Raw genomic sequence first — 19,080 nt, 5'->3', positions numbered from 1 at the left:
CCCATGACCCATAACTGCCGGGTAATAGCCATCAAACCGTGTGCAGGTACCAGTTGTACTCAAGGTCGGAGATGGAGTTCTCGAACTCGGCCAGCTCGCTTTCCTTGCACGCCACGAACACGTCGATGTACATCGGGTCGATGTAGCGAGACATGACTTCGCTGTCGTCCAGCTCGCGCAGTGCATCGCGCAGGTTGTTCGGCAGGCTCTGCTCGTTTTGCTCGTAGCTGTTGCCTTCGACCGGTGCGCCCGGTTCGATTTCGTTGGTCAGGCCGTGGTGAATACCGGCCAGGACCGACGCCATCAGCAGGTACGGGTTGGCATCGGCGCCGGCTACACGGTGTTCGATGCGCACCGAGTCCGGCGAACCGGTGGGCACACGGACCGCAACGGTACGGTTGTCGATGCCCCAGCTCGGCGAGTTCGGCACATAAAACTGCGCGCCGAAGCGACGGTACGAGTTGACGTTCGGGCACAGGAAAGCCATCTGCGCCGGCAGGGTCTCGAGCACACCGCCGATCGCGTGACGCAGTGCGGCGTTCTGCTCGGGATCCTCGCTGGCAAAGATGTTGTTGCCTTCTTTGTCGAGAATCGAAATGTGTACGTGCAACCCGTTACCCGCCTGGCCCGGATACGGCTTGGCCATAAACGTGGTGTCCATCTCGTGGTCGTAGGCGATGTTCTTCACCAGACGCTTGAGCAACACCGCGTAGTCGCAGGCCTTGATCGGGTCGTTGACGTGATGCAGGTTCACTTCGAACTGCGCCGGGGCGCTTTCCTTGACGATGGCGTCGGCAGGGATGCCCTGCTCTTTCGCGCCTTCGAGGATGTCTTGCAGGCAATCGACGTATTCGTCGAGGTCGTCGATCAAATACACCTGGGTCGAGATCGGACGCTTGCCGGAGACCGGCGAACGTGGCGATTGCGGACGGCCGTTCACGTTGTCCTGGTCGATCAGGTAGAACTCGAGCTCGAACGCCGCGCAGATGGTCAGGCCCATTGCGTCGAACTTGCTCACCACCTGACGCAGCACTTCGCGAGGGTCAGCGAAGAACGGCTGGCCTTCGAGTTCGTGCATGGTCATTAACAGTTGCGCGGTCGGGCGCTTCTGCCAGGGTTCGATGCTGAGCGTATCCGGGATGGGGAAGCAGATTCGGTCTGAGTCGCCGATGTCCAGACCCAGGCCGGTGCTTTCCACCGTAGAGCCGTTGATGTCCAGAGCAAAGAGAGACGCCGGGAGGTTGATGCCTTTTTCGTAAACCTTATGAAGACTGGTGCGCTCGATGCGCTTGCCGCGCACCACACCGTTCATATCCGCAATCAGAAGGTCGACGTACAAAACCTCAGGATATTTCTTAAGGAATGCGTTTGCTTCGTTGAGTTGAACGGTACGCAGAGGGACCGACATTTTGCACCTATTAGCTGTTAATTATTATGTTCACTACCTTGTTGCGAGCCCAGTCAACCCGAACGGCCAAGTGAAGTCAATAGCGAACACCTGGCCTCTCATCCTTTATTTTCGGGCCTTTTTTGGGCACGAGAGTGCCAGATTAGTCTTGCGTACCGCGTAAATGCTGAAGATCAGACGTGCGGCGTTTAGAATTTTTTACATGAGAGTTGTTAATTAAAATCAACAAGGCTAAGCTCCGGAAAAGCTCGTTCAAGTGTGAAACTTCGAGGTGATAAAAATGGCATTCAAGCCATTGATCGGCGTTACAGCGTGCGTCAAACAGATTGGCCTGCACCCCTACCACATCAGCGGCGACAAGTACTTGCGTGCTGTCAGCGTCGCGGCGCTGGGGTTGCCCGTGGTCATTCCTTCCTTAGGCGACCTGACCGAAATCGAGGACCTGCTCGCGCAGCTCGACGGTCTGTTGCTGACCGGCTCTCCCTCGAATGTGGAACCCTTCCACTATCAAGGCCCGGACAGCGCTCCCGGTACGGATCACGATCCGGCGCGGGATGCCACCACCCTTCCTTTATTGCGTGCAGCCATTGCGGCGGGCGTTCCGGTGCTGGGCATCTGCCGCGGTTTTCAGGAAATGAACGTGGCGTTCGGTGGCAGCCTGCATCAGAGGGTTCACGAAATTCCGGGGATGCTCGATCACCGCGAAGCGGACAGTCCGGAGTTGGCGGTGCAGTACGCACCGGCCCATGCGGTCGCTGTGCAACCGGGTGGTGTGTTTGAAGCGCTGGATCTGCCGCCGGTGTTCCAGGTCAATTCGATTCACAGCCAGGGCATCGACCGACTCGCGCCCGGCCTGCGCGCCGAAGCGGTGGCGCCGGACGGTTTGATCGAAGCGATTTCGGTCGAGCACAGCAAAGCCTTCGCCCTCGGCGTGCAATGGCACCCGGAATGGCAGGTGCTTTCGAATCCCCCCTACTTGAGTATTTTCCAGGCGTTTGGCGAGGCGTGCCGGCAACGGGCGGCGCTGCGTAACCCGCGCTGACTCAGCACTCGATTAATCAATTTACTGCCCCGTGAGTCAGGCGGGCGTGCCTTTGCGCGTCGGTCACTCACGTATTAGATGAACCGCAATAACAACAAGTACGAACAGGCAGCCAGGACGGCGGTGCCGAATAAGCCCGAACCGGGCGATGCCAGTGAAGTATGCGCAAATCCCTGTGGGAGCGGGCTTGCCCGCGAAAGCGGTGTATCAGGTAACGAAGATTTCGACTGACACACCGTCATCGCGGGCAAGCCCGCTCCCACAGGGGTCAGCGCTTTGATTGACTGGCACCGCACGCCCGGGCTTGCAATCCACTATTAAGTCAGGCCGCGTTGGCCCGACGACTGAAACCTGTTGGGAGTTTCACATGGCAAACGCCTCCAGCATCTACAGGAAGGCTCTTGAAGGTCACCAGTCACCGAAAAAGGTGCTGGTGAAAGTCGACCGCGTCACCAAGAAATTCGACGAAACCACCGCCGTGGACGATGTGTCCCTGGAAATCCATCAAGGCGAAATCTTCGCCCTGCTCGGCGGTTCCGGTTCCGGCAAATCGACCCTGCTGCGCATGCTCGCAGGCTTCGAGCGCCCGACCGAAGGCCGGATTCTGCTCGACGGTGTCGACATCACCGACATGCCGCCCTACGAGCGGCCGATCAACATGATGTTCCAGTCCTACGCGCTGTTCCCGCACATGACGGTGGCGCAGAACATTGCCTTCGGCCTGAAGCAGGATCGTTTGTCCTCCAGCGAAATCGACGCCCGCGTCGAAGAGATGCTGCGCCTGGTGCACATGACCCAATACGCCAAACGCAAACCGCATCAGTTGTCCGGCGGCCAGCGTCAGCGCGTCGCCCTCGCCCGTTCCCTGGCCAAGCGTCCGAAGCTGCTGTTGCTCGACGAACCGATGGGCGCGCTGGATAAAAAGCTGCGCTCGCAGATGCAACTGGAGTTGGTGGAGATCATCGAGCGGGTTGGCGTGACCTGCGTGATGGTGACCCACGACCAGGAAGAGGCCATGACCATGGCCCAACGCATCGCCATCATGCACCTCGGCTGGATCGCCCAGATCGGCAGCCCGGTCGACATTTATGAAGCACCGGTCAGCCGCATGGTCTGCGAATTCATCGGTAACGTGAACGCCTTCGACGGCACCGTGGTCGAGGACCTGGAAGGTCACGCGATCATTCACAGCCCGGACCTGGAGCAGAAGATTTACGTCGGTCACGGCGTCAGCACGTCGGTGCAGGACAAGTCGATCACCTACGCGATCCGCCCGGAAAAACTGCTGGTCAGCACCACCCAACCCGACTCGCGCTACAACTGGTCCAGCGGCAAGGTGCATGACATCGCCTACCTCGGCGGGCACTCGGTGTTCTACGTGGAATTGCCTGGCGGCAAAGTCGTGCAGTCGTTCATGGCCAACGCCGAACGCCGTGGCGCGCGCCCAACCTGGGACGACAAAGTCTACGTGTGGTGGGAAGACGACAGCGGCGTGGTACTGCGCTCATGAAAACACTCAATCAGCGGTTTATGCGGCTGATGCCGAGTGGTCGAAAGCTCGTCATCGGGATTCCGTTCCTGTGGCTGTTCCTGTTCTTCATGTTGCCGTTTTTCCTGGTGATGAAGATCAGCTTCTCGGAAGCGGCCCTGGCCATTCCGCCTTACTCAGAGATCTACACCTTCGCCGAGCAGAAATTCCAGCTGCTGCTGAACCTCGGCAACTACTCGTTGCTGACTCAGGATGAGTTGTACATCTCGGCGTACTTCGGCTCGTTGAAGGTGGCGTTTTTAAGCACGCTGATGTGCCTGGTGATCGGTTTCCCGATGGCCTACGCGATCACCAAGGCGAACAAGGAAACGCAAAACGTTCTCCTGCTGTTGATCATGATGCCGACCTGGACTGCGATCCTGATCCGCGTCTATGCGTGGATGGGCATCCTCAGCAACAACGGATTGCTCAACGGTTTCCTGATGTGGACCGGGCTGACCGATCACCCGATCGAGATCCTCAACACCAACACGGCCGTGTACATCGGCGTGGTTTACGCCTACTTGCCGTTCATGGTGTTGCCGCTGTACGCCAACCTGGTCAAGCATGATCACAGCCTGCTGGAAGCCGCGTCGGACCTGGGTTCGAGCAACTTCAACAACTTCTGGAAAATCACCGTGCCGCTGGCCAAGAACGGCATCATTGCCGGCTGCATGTTGGTGTTCATTCCAGTGGTCGGTGAGTTCGTGATTCCGGAACTGCTGGGCGGCCCTGAGACCCTGATGATCGGCCGCGTGTTGTGGCAAGAGTTCTTCAACAACCGCGACTGGCCGGTGGCGTCTGCCCTGGCGGTGGTGATGCTGTTGATCCTGATTGTGCCGATTCTGCTGTTTAACCGCAGCCAGGCCAAAGAGATGGAGGCACGGGGATGAAACGCTTCGGATTTTCAAAGTTCATGCTGATTTTCGGCTTGTCGTTTATCTACTTGCCGATGTTGATTCTGGTGATCTACTCGTTCAACGCCTCCAAACTGGTGACGGTGTGGGGTGGCTGGTCGTTCAAGTGGTACGCCGGTTTGCTCGACAACACGCAACTGATGGGCTCGGTGGTGCGCTCGCTGGAAATCGCCTGCTACACCGCGATTGCTGCGGTGGCATTGGGCACCTTGGCGGCGTTTGTGCTGACTCGCGTCACGCGCTTCAAGGGCCGCACGCTGTTCGGTGGCCTGGTGACCGCGCCATTGGTGATGCCGGAAGTGATCACCGGTCTGTCGCTGTTGCTGCTGTTCGTGGCGATGGCGCAGTTGATCGGCTGGCCGATGGAGCGTGGCATCGTCACCATCTGGATCGCCCATACCACGTTTTGTGCCGCTTATGTGGCGGTGGTCGTCTCCGCGCGCCTTCGTGAGCTGGACCTGTCAATCGAAGAAGCGGCCATGGACCTGGGTGCGAAACCGTTCAAGGTGTTTTTCCTGATCACCATTCCGATGATTGCGCCGTCTCTGGCGGCCGGCGGCATGATGTCGTTTGCCTTGTCACTGGATGACTTGGTGTTGGCCAGCTTCGTATCGGGCCCGGGGTCGACGACCCTGCCGATGGAAGTGTTCTCGGCGGTACGTCTGGGTGTGAAGCCTGAGATCAACGCCGTGGCCAGCCTGATTCTGTTGGCGGTATCGATCGTGACCTTCATGGTCTGGTACTTCAGCCGTCGTGCCGAAGCCACCCGCAAACGGGCGATCCAGGAAGCGATGGACCAGACCGCCAGCGAATCCTGGCAGCAACCTAAAAAGCAAATGGCTGGAGCCACCGCCTGATGCCGCCCCTGTAGGAGCGAGCCTGCTCGCGATGGACGTTAACGATGACGTGGGCTACCTGACTCAACGCGGCGTCCTTGAGTTTTTCGCGAGCAGGCTCGCTCCTACACAGGGAGCGCTCTCGACACAGATGTTTGCTGTGTGATTTTGAATAAAAAAAGAAATGGAGTTGTACCGATGAAAATGTTTGGCAGGACTCTGCTGACACTGTCCTTATTGGGCGCGATCGCCACCGGCGCCCAGGCCAATGACAAGGTACTGCGCGTCTACAACTGGTCGGATTACATCGCCCCGGACACCGTCAAGAAGTTCGAAGACGAGACCGGCATCCGCGTGACCTACGATGTGTTCGACAGCAATGAAACCCTTGAGGCACGCCTGCTCGCGGGCAAATCCGGCTACGACATCGTCGTGCCGTCCAACAGTTTCCTGGCCAAGCAGATCAAGGCCGGCGTCTATCAGGAACTGGACAAGTCGAAGCTGACGAACTGGAAAAACCTCAACCCGGTCCTGTTGAAAAACGCCTCTGCCAGCGACCCGGATAACGCGCATGCCTTCCCGTACATGTGGGGCTCGATCGGCATCGGTTTCAACCCGGACAAGGTCAAGGAAGTGTTGGGCGCCAACGCACCAACCAACTCCTGGGACTTGCTGTTCAAATCGGAAAACGCCGAGAAGCTGAAAGCCTGTGGCATCAGTTTCCTCGATTCGCCGACGGAAATGCTCCCGGCCGCCCTGCACTACCTGGGCTACCCGGTGAACTCCAAGGACCCGCAGCAAATCGCCGAGGCCGAAGCGCTGTTCATGAAGATTCGTCCTTCGGTGGCGTATTTCCATTCGTCGAAGTACATCTCCGATTTGGCCAACGGCAACATCTGCGTGGCGGTCGGTTACTCCGGCGACGTGCTGCAAGCCAAGGCCCGCGCCAAGGAAGCCGGCGACACGGTGAAGATCGACTACAGCATTCCGAAAGAAGGTGCCGGCAGTTTTTATGACATGGTCGCCATCCCGCGTGATGCCGCCAACGTCGAGAACGCTTACCTGTTCATGAACTTCCTGATGCGTCCGGACATCATCGCCGAGATCACCAACAACATCGGCTACAGCAACGCCAACTCGGCGGCCACGCCGTTGGTGGATGAAGCGATTCGCGATGATCCGGGCTCGTACCCGCCGCAAGCGGTAATGGCGACGTTGTATGCGATTCCTGACTTGCCGATTGGTGTTCAGCGCGTGATGACCCGGGGCTGGACGCGGGTCAAGCTCGGGAAATAATTGCTGAATCTGAAATCGCCATCGCGGGCAAGCCCGCTCCCACAGGGATCCGCGTCGTACACAACTCGGCGTTCCACACCAGACCACTGTGGGAGCGGGCTTGCCCGCGATGAGGCCATAAGATTCAACATCAATGCTGGCCGCTTACCGTTTTCCGTTCACGCAGCGCCTTACCACCGCTGCACTCCTCTCAGTAGAACGGCTTCACCTGGCTTCCTCGGTTAAGGTGAATTTGGGCGCCCTTAGGCGCCTTTTTTTATTTTGGTTTACGACGAAACCAGCGGCCATTCAGCGAGCGCCCGATAACGGCCCTTATGGGACTCGAACAGGGTGAAGTGATCGGCGCGCAGGAAAAACTCCGGGGGTGCAGCGGATTCAGGCACCGGCGCCCGATAGTCGCGCATCAAGGTCAGGTGCGGGCGGAATTCCTTGGGCGAATCCTCAGACCTGAACGGCAGCATGGCCTGCTCCAGCGCATACACCAGTCGCAGCAATTCCGGCGGCGCCTGCTCCGGCACCAGCAGCAAAACTCCCGACTTGCGCCAGACGTCCAATCGATCAAGCACCAGGGTCAAGGCCACGCCGGGCGTGCAAACATTCGCCGCCGCTGTGCAGATGTCAGCAATCTTCGCCACTTCGACAGCACCCAAAAACAACAACGTCAGATGAAAGTTTTCCGCCGGCACCGGGCGTCCGCTGCGCAGCTGCAATTCACTACGCCATTGGGCAATGGCCCGGCGCTGTGCAGGCGCGCAGCCCAACGCAAAAAACAGCCGTTTCAGCGGCTCATGGGATTCGTCGCTCATTCCTGGCACCTCCTGACAAGCCAGTTATAGTTCATGCAGACCACACAACGGGAGGGGGCCATGCGACAAATCATCAGCAAAGAGCCGTGGTGGGCCGTGCCGCCGAAGCCCGGTCAGGACGAGTTCGAGCTGGAATGGGGCTGGCTGGTGCATTACAGCGAAGGTGAGCCGCGCTTCGAGTTCGTAAAAGAGCGACCGACGGACCACGAGATTCGCAATCGCAAGAGTTGCAGGATCACCCCGTCGCCGGAGTGATCCTGCGGTCGGTTTTCAAGCCTTCACGATCATGTCGAAACCGCCAAAGATCATCCGCTGGCCATCGAACGGCATCGCATTCATGTCCGGTTGAATACGCGGATCGGACATGACCTTTTCCATCCCGGCATCACGGGTGGCCTTATCGGGCCAGATGATCCAGGAGAACACCACGGTTTCGTCTTCCTTGAGTTTCACCGCCATGGGAAACGACGTCACCTTGCCATCAGGCACGTCGTCACCCCAGCACTCGGCGAGGCTGAGCGCACCGTACTCCATGAACACGGCAGCGGCGGACTCGGCATGTTGCTTGAACTGTTCGCGATTAGCGGTGGGCACGGCAATAACAAAACCATCTACATAGGACATGGTCGTTCTCCTTCGGTTATGGGGCGTTCTGCTGGCTAGTCGATTCGGTCGGGCTCCAATCGACCGCTCCGCTGCTCGAACTGACCGACGGTATCTCGGCACTCCCCGCCAGATTGCCTTCGATCTGCCCCGCCATGTACAGCGTGCCGGCCATCACGCCAGTCGTCGGGTTTTGCACCAGTTTCATCCAGGCCTTGTCGAACGTATTGCCCAGGCTGCTGCGAATCAGCGCCTCGCTGTCCGGCCGGTCGTTGGCCTGGATGATCGCGCGAATCCCCGCCACCCCCACGGAAATCAAGCCCCCGGCCAATTTGCCCGCGGCAGCGGCCACGGCACTGGCCGCACCGCGCGGGACCATTTCGGCTTCCATCCGCTGACTGGCACGCTTGGCCACCGGCGCCATGGCGGTGTCGGTCGAATCAACACCCTTGTCGCCACCCGCCTTGTGAATCTTGTCGATCAACGCCGCATAGGCCGGCAGTGTGTTCAGCGGCTGGGTGTGCACGACCTGATACAGCGAGGCATCACGGGCCGGTGGCGGGCCCAGTGCAATGGCGGGGATTTTCTGGATTCGACCGTTGAGCTGAGCCATCGGCACGCCGTGGCGCTGGGAGATTTTCCGCAGTTCTTCCTGGAGGATGTCGACGTAGAACGCCGTGGCCAGGCCGAGAATCGCGTCGGGATCGATCTCTACCGCGACCGGCGCAAGCACGCGCTCCTGGTATTGCTCCAGCAGATAGGCCGCCAGTCGCTTGGCCGACGCATCCTGCTCGCCCTTGGCGCTAAGGGTGTACCAGCTGACCTTCATCGACAGCCATTCCTGGGTCCAGTAGCTACTGAACCATGGAATGAAGTTCTCTTCGGTCAGTTGATAGACCCGCGTACGCCAGTAATCCATGGCGCCACGCGAGTAGATTCGGGTCTGCTCGGTGGCCGATTGCGACGCCGCGACAATTTCCCGATCCACCTGCTGCCAGGTGCTCTGGGAAATCACCACGGGCGCCACTTCCACCGGGGCAGGCGCAGGCGTGACGCATCCCGCCAAGACCACCAGCACGGCGACGATCAGCGAACGCACGTTCAAGATCGCGGCTTCCTACAGTCGATTTCGGACGAAATGTCCGGTGTTCAAGAGAGACCTATTGATTTGAGTATAGGTGCGGGCGTTTGTTCGCTTGGGTTGGTGGTGTTCTTTCGGCCGCCATCGCGAGCAGGCTCGCTCCCACAGTTTCGAGTTCACCACAGTTAAATGTGGGAGCGAGCCTGCTCGCGATGAGGCCGGGTCAGGCAGCGAAGTTCTGACCATCACTTCCATCGATATTCACCATCGCCGCGAATGCCTTCCGCTCAATAACCGTCAGCGTAGGATCAATCTCAACCCAACGGAAAACCCCACATCGGAGGGGCACATCATGATCATCCATCTCCTCACCTGCCTGGCCCTGACCGCTTTCACACTGAGCATTTTTTCCTGGTACGTCCTGACTGAGGAGCGCATGTCATGATCCACTCCGTCACCCTGGCCGTGAGTTTTCCGGTATTTGGCAACAACTTCTACGCGCAAGAAGCCGTGCCGCGCAAAGTGTTCGCATTGGTGTTCGACAAGAACTTCGAAGCGTTGCTGATCCCTGCCGCCGGCCATCATTTCAACAACGAAGTGGTGGGTTTGAACGATCAATTCCGCTTTTTGAACGATGTGCTGGTCGAACACCTGCTGGAAATGGAAGTGGCACACGCTTCGCCACGTTCAGCGCGTCAGTTCACCTTTTAGCTATCACGCTAGTCATCTTGCAACGCACAGACATCACGCACACAACTACGCAGCCATCTGTGCGCCGGATCGGCCTCCATTCGCGGGTGCCATAACATCGCAACGGTGAACATTGGCATAGCAAACGGCAGCGCAAAACTGTGCATGCCGGCTCGAAGGCTTTCGGTATGCCGCTCTGGCACACTGGCGATCAGGTCGGTGGCTCGGGCGAGCGCCAACGCGGTCGAGAAGCCTGCGACGATGGTCACTATCCGACGTTCCAGCGGTTCAAGCGCTTCATCGATCGGCCCCTTGTCGAGCCCTCGCCGGGACACACTGATGTGACCGCCCGCTGCATAACGGGCGGGCGTGATTTCGCCGTCGCTCAGTGGATGACCGATGCGTACGACCCCGATGAAACGGTCCCGGAACAAGCCCTGGGTACGCAACTCCGGGCTAGTGCTTTTGCCCACCACGCCAGTCTCCAGATCGACCGTTCCGTCGCGAAGCAACGTGCTGTCCTTGTCCGGTTTGTGCATGAAGCGCAGACGAACGCCTGGGGCGTGTTCGGCGATACGCGCGATCAGCGGTGCGCCAAAATTTTCCACGAAGCCTTCACTGGTGCGCAGCGTGAAGGTTCGGACCAACTGCGAAAGGTCCGGTTGTTCAGCTGGGCGCAGCACCGCTTCGGCCTCCTGTACCAACTGACTGACCCGCTCGCGCAGTTCAACCGCTCGCGGCGTGGCCACGAGCCCTCGCCCTGCCCTGACGAGTAACGGATCACCGGTTGTCTCGCGCAATCGCGCCAACGCCCGACTCATCGCCGACGGACTCAGCCGCAAGCGCTTGGCGGCGCGCGCCACGCTGCCTTCGGCGAGCAGCACATCAAGGGTGACCAGCAGGTTCAGATCGGGCGTGGACATGCAGCGCTCCGCAAATGGGATGAGGCGTTTAATGCACGAATACAATGCAAAGGGTGCGTCTTCCGCCATGTTAGGCCCGAGCGTAGATTCCTGATAGCTCCACTTCGCGAGTTGCCAGACAAAGAGAGACAGGATGAAACCGACCCTTGCAGTAGCGGACAACGCGCCACCCACACCCTCGGTTCGCTGGGCCCTGACCAGCCTTGCGCTGTCGATGCTGCTGTCCTCGCTCGGCACCAGCATCGCCAACGTGGGTTTGCCAACATTCGCGCAGGTGTTCGGCGCCTCTTTCCAACACGTGCAGTGGGTTGTCATCGCCTATCTCCTGGCCATCACCACGCTGATCGTCAGCGTCGGCCGACTCGGCGACCTCACTGGCCGTCGGCGGTTGCTATTGATCGGTATCGGCGTGTTTACCCTGGCCTCGGCGCTGAGCGGCTTTGCCCCTTCCCTGCCGCTGCTGATCGCCGCCCGGGCGCTGCAAGGCCTCGGCGCAGCCATCATGATGGCGCTGACCCTGGCGTTTGTCGGCGAGACCGTTGCTAAGGCAAAAACCGGTAGCGCCATGGGGTTGCTGGGCACGATGTCAGCGATTGGCACCGCGATGGGGCCGTCACTTGGCGGCCTGCTGATCGACGGCTATGGCTGGCGTGCGATCTTCCTGATCACGGTGCCGTTGGGCTTGTTGACGTTGGTGCTTGCACATCGCTATCTGCCCGCCGACCGGCAGAAACCCAAGGCTGCGCGAACCGGTTTCGACCCCGTGGGCACGCTGCTGCTGGCACTGACACTGGCGGCGTATGCGCTGGCCATGACCCTGGGGCGAGGCAGTTTCGGCTGGCTCAACATTGCTCTGCTGATGACGGCGTTGTCTGGCCTTGGACTGTTTCTGATGACTGAGGCGCGAGTGGCCTCACCGCTGATTCGCCTGGCCATGTTCCGCGACCCGGTGTTGAGTGGCAGCCTGGCCATGAGCACGCTCGTCGCAACCGTGATGATGGCGACATTGGTGGTCGGGCCCTTTTATCTGTCCCAGGCGCTCGGGCTGGAGGCCGTCGGGGTCGGGCTGGTGTTGTCAGTCGGGCCGTTTGTCGCGGCGCTGACGAGTGTGCCCGCCGGGCGCATCGCTGACCGTTTTGGTGCCCCGCGCATGACCCTCGTTGGGCTCAGCGCAATGGCGATCGGTTGCCTGACGCTTGCGCTGCTACCGCTGACCTTCGGCATCGCAGGCTACATCGCCCCGATGGTCGTGATCACCCTCGGCTATGCCGTGTTCCAGACCGCCAACAACACGGCGGTCATGGCCGAGGTTGCGCCTGACCAGCGTGGTGTTATCTCCGGTCTACTCAACCTGTCGCGAAACCTGGGCCTGATCACCGGAGCCTCGGCCATGGGCGCGGTGTTCGCGCTCGCCTCGGCAGCAGCCGACATCAGCATCGCGCGGCCGGAAGTGGTCTCCGGCGGTATGCGGATCACGTTTGCCGTCGCGCTGGTGCTGATCGCCGCCGCACTGGCCATCGCGATGGGCAGCCGTGTTCGTTCGGGTTCTGCCGAGGTTGCATGATTCAGCGGACGGCGCTCTCTCACGCTTCGCTATTCTTGATGAAAATCGGGATCGGTTTTCACTTTATCCGTTTGAAGAGGCTATACCGACGCGGTTCCGATAGGGCTCGATGAATCCGCAACCGAGGATCTCGTTGAGTCGCTTGGCATCGCTCATTCGGCGGAACAGCCCGAGCGTCTGCCACGGCGCGTGTCCGTCAACATTGGGTGCTCCCAATCCGGCAGTCAGGTCTTCGATCAGGATCGAGCGGGTTTCGAAAGAGACGCGCGTCAGCCCGGTGTGATTGCCGACGCCGGCATGGGCATGCGCCCCGGAAAAGGCCAGCAGACTGCCCGGGGCGATATCAACGGCAATCCCCTGCTGTGCGGCAACCGCTTCCAGCAGATGCGGGATGGCTTCGTCGGCATCCACCGCGTTGCGCCCGTCTCGATGGGATCGCTGGAGGATTGCGCGCATGTCGAAATCGGCGCTGGAATTGAGCAGCGGCCGTTGCCACAGGTCTGGGTACAAGGCAAAAGTTCGCCCGGTGGTGATGGGATAGATCGGCGCCCACCAGTTGGTTTGCGCATAGATGTTCGAGCCCCAGGTGTCGCGATGAAACGCGATGGTCGCCGTGGTGCGGGCACGGGTCGCGACCTGCTCGGGTTCACGATGGGGCTGAAAACGTAAATGTAGGCGATCGCACGCCAGGGCATCCGGGGCAATGCCAAGGCTTTCCACGACGTCTCGCCAGCGCTGCTGAATCTCGGCTGAGCCGGCGAAATCGTTCTGCCATTTGGCGAAGCGTTCCGTCTGCTCGCGGTGGTTCAAGTGACGATGGATCTGTTGCGGCTGCCAGGGATTGAGTGCGTCTTCGAGAAACCCGCGAGCGTATTCCACCAGCGTCGCCATGGGTTGCAAGGCGTCGATACGGATAATCTCGCCGGCATAGATCCGGTCGTGAAACTGGCGAGCGTTGCTCGGCAGGACTAGCGAGCTGTACATGACCTGAAATCCCGTGAAGCGGCGTCACTGACTGTAGGTGCACGCCGGTTGCAGCGAAAGAAGCAGGTGCGGCGAAAAAACACGGATCAGTTTGTCATTGAAGGCGCTAACCCTGTGCCGCACTGCAACCGTAATCACGATCACTGACGACGCAGCGTTGTCCGCTGTCCAGCGGCCGCGCGATCCTCGAAGCCGGCTGCAGAAACCCGAGCAACGCGTGCTGAGCGTCGTGCCAGGCCGCGGAGTGTTCCATATCGAGGAAGTGCCCGGTGTTCTTGATCGTATGAAACCTGGACTGCGGGGCATGTTTGGCAAACAGCCGAGCGTCTTCCGCCGAGGTGTACTCATCCCACTCACCGTTGACAAACAGCAGCGGGATTTCGATGGCATCGGCACAGGCGACGTAGCAGTGGGTGTCCTGGGTCAGCACCTCATTGACATGGAAATGCATCTGCCGGTATTCGTGCTCGGCCAGGCTGCTGACATGTCGGTGATTGAAGCGTTTGAACAGCGAGGGCAGATGCTTGCCGATCGTGCTGTTGATCAAGCGCCCGACATTCAGGCGATCGCAGGCCTGGAGATAGTTCAGGCCGCGCTCCAGGTAATCACGCATCGGCGTATTGATCCGCGCCGAGAATGAACTGATCACCGCCTTCTCGATCCGTCGCGGCTGCTGAGCCAGCGCCAGCAAGGTGGCCGCCCCGCCCCAGGAAAAGGACAGCACATGGTCCACGCAAAAGTGCTCGATCAATTCCAGCAGTATCTGCGCCTCGTCTTCCTTTCGAATCGGCTGGTCGTGGAGGTTGTGCCGTCTCGACTGCCCGGCGTAGGGCTGGTCGTAGAGAACCACGTTGAATCGTGGTTGCAGGTAGCGCACCGTTTGGGCAAAGGACGCGGTAGTTGCCAGCGAGCCGTTGACCAGAATGATGGTCTTGTCAGCGGCGGTGTTGAGATAGTGCTCGGTATAAACCTTGTACTTCTCGCAAATCTCGATAATCGCAGTTTGCGGCATCATGTCTTTCTTCCCTGAACCAATTGGACTGAACGCACAGCGTAAGGGTGCCCGGATGGTTCCCGTGACCGGTCAGTCACTGTCAGACCGGCGATTCAGAGTTAAGCAGGGATTTCCCCGTCTGCAAGAACGCAGACGAGTTATTGCGTTGTACCGCGAGCGTAACGGGCTCAAGGCCCGAATATCGGTGTCCACTCCTGAAATAGGGTTACACCTGTTTCAACCCAACGCCCGATGCACCGCACCGGGCGTTTTGTATTTTCAGGCCAGAAGCGTTCCTGGCGGCGCCTCATGGCTACCCGTGGAAACGATCTGGCTGTAGGACCCTTCTGAATTTTATGTTGAGTATCAGATCAATCTCCGGGCTCTCTCGAGTACCAGCGCACCTTCCGTCCTGCAGCCCCTAAAAAACCATACAGAGCCACCAGGTCGCCACGATTGTGCCTGCCGATACCTGCACGCTAACGTCCAGCCGCATCGCTCCCTCAGCGACCGGGGGCTGATGCCCCGGCCGGGTTGCAGATACCTTTCGGAGTTCTCGGGGCTTTTTGCCGGAGTAAGAATGTTAATGGACTTAGCAGCTATTTTCGCGCCTCGGAATCGGCGTCTGATCACGTTTGTGCCCGCGACAGCCGCGGTGCGTGGCAGCGCCCCGAAGGGTGCCAGCCAATGAACGGCGAAAACTTTTACTGCGTGGCACAAATGACGACCCGCCTGCTTCCCAACTGGCATACGCCGCGAAAAATGGAAGTGCCCGCCGACCTGCCGGGGGTGGTGATCTTCCTGCACGGCGTGAATGACCCCGGGGCGTCCTATGAGTCGGTGGAAACCGGGTTGTGCCAGGGGGTTAACGAGCGGCTGGATCGGCCGGATCTGAAGGCTGGGCGGTATGGGGCTGATTACAGTGAGGCCAAAGAACTGCCACCTGATGAACGGAGTGCCGATCAGAAAACCACGCTCGATGATCCTGATACCTTTCTGTATCAGCGCGACGCAGACGATCCCAAAACCCGTAGCCTGATGATCCCGTTTTACTGGGGCTATCGAGCCGCACCGGAACACGTCAAGCGTGATGATGCCGGTGATCCGTTCAGGATGCGCAATCAGTTTCAGGACATCCAGGGCAATCGCCTGGATCGCCACTTCGCCAAGGCCGGCGGGTTTTTTGTCAATGCCACCAACAACCTGGAGGACATGTATGGCGAGGGTTTCAAGGCCAACAGGAAAACCGCCACCGTCGAGCTCGTGAGCCCGAACAATTACCTGCTCTTCGCCAATGCGCCGCGGCGGCATTACTTTGTGTTGGCCGCCCATCGTCTGGCCATGCTGGTCAGAGAAATCCGCCGGGTATCCCCCGATGAAACCATCACGATCATGGGCCATAGCCAAGGCACCTTGATCTCGTTATTGGCGCAGGCCTTATTGGTGGACAAGGGGCAGCGCTGCGCCGATACCGTCATCATGGTCGACTCGCCTTATAGCGTGCTGCCCAAGGTCACCCCCAAAGACCATGACACACTCGCCACGCTGATCCGTATTGTCACGGCGGTGACGCAGACGCCCCATGCCCAGCCACCGTTATCCGCGCTCAGGGATAGCAAAACCTATGGCGGTCGCAGCGGTCCGAAGTGGTCACCGACTCAAGGAACCCGCAAGGACAAAATCGGCAACCTCACGGTTTTTCCCGAACGCGATAATCGCGGCAAGGTGTACCTGTATTTTTGCCCGGACGACACCACCGTGGCCCTGGACGACGTGCAAGGCATCGGCACCTACGGTGTGCCTGATGCAACGCCCGATGGGCGACCGGCGATGATGGCACTGCAATCCCTGGGCTTTTATCAACGCCTGTGGACCAAACGTCATCGTGACGGGGAGCCGGTGCCGGTGGGCAAGCCTCCACAACCCGAATTCATCCGCGCACCAGGCGAACACCGCTACCCGGGCGCTTCCTTGTTCACCGGAGTGGCTTCGCAAGCCCCGATCTCCCAGGGGCAGGAACGCCTGATCAACGCTGAGGCCCTGAACCCGCCTCATGCGCCGCAGATGTTTGGCGGCGAAGCGATAACAGGCAGCCCGACCACCGCAGGCCAGGACAAGCCTGATGAGGTTGGAAAGAGCATCGCGCTGGGCAAAGACGCCGCGACGTTTTTGTGGATAAAAATGCCCGCTGAGTATGACGCCCCGAACACCACACAACAGGAGGCGTTAGCTCGTTTTAACGGATTATCCGATAACCCGGAGGAACATACGCGCGCCGTACGAAAAGGCGCGGCCCGTTCCGGCTCCAGTTCTTGTCACGAGCGCGAGGAGACCCCGCGAGAGGCCCGGGCGCGCATGGAACATGACAAAGGGACGTGGGGCACCAACTCTTACCACTCGGCGATCTTGCGCAGTCCGGAAAACCAGCGCTGGGTGACGGCGATGGACATTGCCATTGGCCAGGCCCACTGCCTCGATTATCCGGTCATGCGCGAGGTGTTGGTGGCGATTGCGGATTGGAAGATGGACAAAAAACAATTCGAGCAAGTCGGACGGTTGCCAGGATGGTCGCGACTCAGCGCGCAGGCTCAGGCATTAGTGAGAGCCAGTTATTTGTATTACGACAAGGGTATTTTCCCACCCTCGGATTTGGTATCGCTGACACCCCCCTCTCTGCTTGCTGGCACCTCTAAAAAAGGAGTGGCCTTGTGAGCGACCCTCAGCACCGCCCCCGAACATTACCAAGACTCAAGCCTTATCTCTGGATCGCCGGGGTACTGCTGGTTCTTTGGCTCGGCTTCGTCTGGCTTGTCCAAATCAAGGCACAGGAAAACAACGTGGAACTTCGTGACATGAACCCGGTAATGCGCTGGGGTATCGCCGCCATTTTAGGCCCCTTGCTGCTGATGTTCAGCGTTCACTGGTGGGGCAAAGCCGTGGCCAGTGAAAAGGCGGGGCTTGCCGCTTATAAAGCCAAAGTCATGGCGCAAATCACCGAGCAGCAGGCCACGCAAGCGCGGACTTATGCGTTGGAGATACGCGGGGTGGGGCTTGGGATTTACCAGGACCATCAATCGGAGATCTGGCAATTCATCAAGAAGAAAAATAACAACTTCGCTTCGATTTACTCAATGGATCCCAAGGACTATAAAGCGTCACTAAGATCTAGAGAAAACTCCAGAGATATCAAAATCCGTGTTGCGTTCAAACATTCAGCAAACGCGTCAGTAGCCTATTGGCCAATCCCGGTGTTTTCCATTGCGCCGCCCAAGCAACCTGCCGATACAGGGGCTGCGGATAATATTCTCAACGGTCGCAATGCCGCGACGCTCGGGGTCACGCTCTTTTTGTGGCAGGACGCGGAGAATACAACCCACGCCCAGGGCATGATCGAGCGATTGTTCCAGTTCTTTGATGACAACCCCAAAGTGCCCCAAGCCTTGATCGTGAGCGAGGATGGCGACGTCACTCGAAACGGTTTACGCGTGCCAGGCACCCCAGGATTGCAGAACGGCCATGTCGTCCCCACGGTGTACGAAAGCATGACCGGGTTACTGGTCACTCGCTCGGATCGTTTGGATCGGTATATTCGCCGTTATGCCACCTACGAGCCTGAAGACAATCAGAATAAAAACACTGACCTGGGCAAGCTTTGGGCCTTTTATTGGGACCGTGATAGAGCATTTATGGATTGGTATGAAACCGCAGCACGTGCCAAAGCCGCTGAAGCGCCCTACGCACCTACCACCATGTCCACTGCCTACTGGCAATCGCAACTGCCCACCCTCTGGAAAACCATAGCCAACCGCGGGCCAGGAGATTTCGAACCCTCCCCGTGGCTGCCCATACGCTGGGCGCAGCACCAGGTCAAAGAGTTCGACGCCGCGCCGGTGCTGGGTTACTTGCACCGACCGATCAAAGTCTCGATGCAGAATGAACATGGCCAACGGCTTAAACCGGCATTGCAGGCCAAAGCCCTGCAGGAAGCCTGGTTACAGGCTGTTGAGACGCTGCCCAACGAGCAGAAACCAGTCCGCGTGTTCTATGACACCACCGACAACCGGGATGCTGAAATTGCCCTGACCAATGCCTTGCACGTCCTGAATACGGACGGCCATGGTATCGAGTTGGGCAATGTCGATGAGGGTTACGACATCGGACGGCGTCTGGGCACCACCGGGGTGAGTGGGGCTCTGGTGGAAATCAACCTGGCGACCATTGCCAGCTACCTGGACGGCGGAGCCAGCGCGGTGGTCTACGCCGGCCAGGACGGCAGCTTGACGGTACAAATGATCAGCCCCCCGGACGAAGCACGCAAAGCGAAAAACCGCGAGAACCGTGGTACAGATCCCTTCAAGTTTGGCTCCCCTGGTGGGGGTATCCCCAAAGCATGAACCTAGACCGTGCG

Annotated in this window: 17 protein-coding genes; 10 read left to right on the top strand and 7 right to left on the bottom strand. The window is 59.3% G+C overall.

Translation table 11 applies throughout. The features are described from left to right. Positions 1-31 precede the first annotated feature (31 nt). Positions 32-1,408, bottom strand: coding sequence for a glutamine synthetase family protein (locus tag ACA057_RS14050; protein ID WP_128869638.1), 1,377 nt, complete (start codon positions 1,406-1,408; stop codon positions 32-34). A gap of 280 nt (positions 1,409-1,688) precedes the next feature. On the opposite strand from ACA057_RS14050, the gene ACA057_RS14045 reads away from it, so the two are divergent. The 5 genes from ACA057_RS14045 to ACA057_RS14025 all read left to right on the top strand — a co-directional run bounded on the left by ACA057_RS14045 (position 1,689) and on the right by ACA057_RS14025 (position 7,027). Then, positions 1,689-2,450 carry a gamma-glutamyl-gamma-aminobutyrate hydrolase family protein gene (locus tag ACA057_RS14045; protein WP_497349253.1) on the top strand — a complete coding sequence of 254 codons (762 nt, stop codon included), beginning with the start codon at positions 1,689-1,691 and terminating at the stop codon, positions 2,448-2,450. Between the two features lie 367 nt (positions 2,451-2,817). Next, a complete protein-coding gene (gene potA / locus ACA057_RS14040; RefSeq protein ID WP_497349251.1) occupies positions 2,818-3,960 on the top strand; it encodes a polyamine ABC transporter ATP-binding protein in 1,143 nt (380 codons plus the stop codon). Between the two features lie 29 nt (positions 3,961-3,989). Continuing rightward, a complete protein-coding gene (locus ACA057_RS14035; protein ID WP_497349898.1) occupies positions 3,990-4,871 on the top strand; it encodes an ABC transporter permease subunit in 882 nt (293 codons plus the stop codon). Further along, positions 4,868-5,752 (top strand): ABC transporter permease subunit, encoded by an 885-nt coding sequence (locus ACA057_RS14030; RefSeq protein WP_497349249.1) that lies wholly within the window; start codon positions 4,868-4,870, stop codon positions 5,750-5,752. The genes ACA057_RS14035 and ACA057_RS14030 overlap by 4 nt, the downstream gene beginning before the upstream one ends. Positions 5,753-5,929: 177 nt before the next feature. Then, positions 5,930-7,027, top strand: a complete 1,098-nt coding sequence (locus ACA057_RS14025) for a polyamine ABC transporter substrate-binding protein (protein ID WP_497349247.1) — start codon at positions 5,930-5,932, stop codon at positions 7,025-7,027. Positions 7,028-7,293: 266 nt separating this feature from the next. On the opposite strand, the gene thpR is transcribed toward ACA057_RS14025, so the two are convergent. Next, on the bottom strand, positions 7,294-7,833 hold the full coding sequence (gene thpR, locus ACA057_RS14020; protein ID WP_497349245.1) for an RNA 2',3'-cyclic phosphodiesterase: 540 nt from the start codon (positions 7,831-7,833) through the stop codon (positions 7,294-7,296). A 60-nt stretch (positions 7,834-7,893) separates the two neighbouring features. Between thpR and ACA057_RS14015 the strand changes: the two genes are divergently transcribed. Continuing rightward, on the top strand, positions 7,894-8,088 hold the full coding sequence (locus ACA057_RS14015) for a hypothetical protein (protein WP_401359055.1): 195 nt from the start codon (positions 7,894-7,896) through the stop codon (positions 8,086-8,088). Between the two features lie 15 nt (positions 8,089-8,103). Here the strand turns inward: ACA057_RS14015 and ACA057_RS14010 are convergent, their stop codons facing one another. Further along, positions 8,104-8,457, bottom strand: a complete 354-nt coding sequence (locus tag ACA057_RS14010; RefSeq protein WP_497349243.1) for a DUF1428 domain-containing protein — start codon at positions 8,455-8,457, stop codon at positions 8,104-8,106. Positions 8,458-8,473: 16 nt separating this feature from the next. Next, a complete protein-coding gene (locus ACA057_RS14005; protein WP_497349241.1) occupies positions 8,474-9,541 on the bottom strand; it encodes a hypothetical protein in 1,068 nt (355 codons plus the stop codon). Positions 9,542-9,958: 417 nt separating this feature from the next. Here ACA057_RS14005 and ACA057_RS14000 point away from each other — a divergent pair, with 417 nt between their 5' ends. Continuing rightward, positions 9,959-10,228 carry a hypothetical protein gene (locus ACA057_RS14000; RefSeq protein WP_497349239.1) on the top strand — a complete coding sequence of 90 codons (270 nt, stop codon included), beginning with the start codon at positions 9,959-9,961 and terminating at the stop codon, positions 10,226-10,228. A gap of 8 nt (positions 10,229-10,236) precedes the next feature. On the opposite strand, the gene ACA057_RS13995 is transcribed toward ACA057_RS14000, so the two are convergent. Then, on the bottom strand, positions 10,237-11,130 hold the full coding sequence (locus ACA057_RS13995) for a LysR family transcriptional regulator (protein ID WP_497349237.1): 894 nt from the start codon (positions 11,128-11,130) through the stop codon (positions 10,237-10,239). A 133-nt stretch (positions 11,131-11,263) separates the two neighbouring features. On the opposite strand from ACA057_RS13995, the gene ACA057_RS13990 reads away from it, so the two are divergent. Then, positions 11,264-12,694: an MFS transporter gene (locus ACA057_RS13990; protein ID WP_497349235.1), complete on the top strand. Its 1,431-nt coding sequence runs from the start codon at positions 11,264-11,266 to the stop codon at positions 12,692-12,694. Positions 12,695-12,757: 63 nt separating this feature from the next. Here the strand turns inward: ACA057_RS13990 and ACA057_RS13985 are convergent, their stop codons facing one another. Further along, positions 12,758-13,678: a hypothetical protein gene (locus ACA057_RS13985; RefSeq protein WP_497349233.1), complete on the bottom strand. Its 921-nt coding sequence runs from the start codon at positions 13,676-13,678 to the stop codon at positions 12,758-12,760. 106 nt (positions 13,679-13,784) lie between these two features. Next, the gene (locus ACA057_RS13980) at positions 13,785-14,693 is read right to left on the bottom strand and encodes an alpha/beta fold hydrolase (protein WP_497349231.1); all 909 of its coding nucleotides are present in this window, start codon (positions 14,691-14,693) and stop codon (positions 13,785-13,787) included. 666 nt (positions 14,694-15,359) lie between these two features. Between ACA057_RS13980 and ACA057_RS13975 the strand changes: the two genes are divergently transcribed. Beyond that, positions 15,360-17,384, top strand: coding sequence for a T6SS effector phospholipase Tle3 domain-containing protein (locus ACA057_RS13975; protein WP_497349229.1), 2,025 nt, complete (start codon positions 15,360-15,362; stop codon positions 17,382-17,384). Continuing rightward, entirely contained in the window at positions 17,381-19,066 is a 1,686-nt protein-coding gene (locus tag ACA057_RS13970; RefSeq protein ID WP_497349227.1) for a type VI lipase adapter Tla3 domain-containing protein, read from the top strand. Before ACA057_RS13975 ends, ACA057_RS13970 begins: the two co-directional genes overlap by 4 nt. Positions 19,067-19,080: the final 14 nt, after the last annotated feature.

It is taken from the genome of Pseudomonas sp. LBUM1661 (assembly GCF_059695925.1).
Note: the sequence above shows the minus strand (reverse complement) of the source record. Positions and strands in the feature narration are given on the sequence as shown.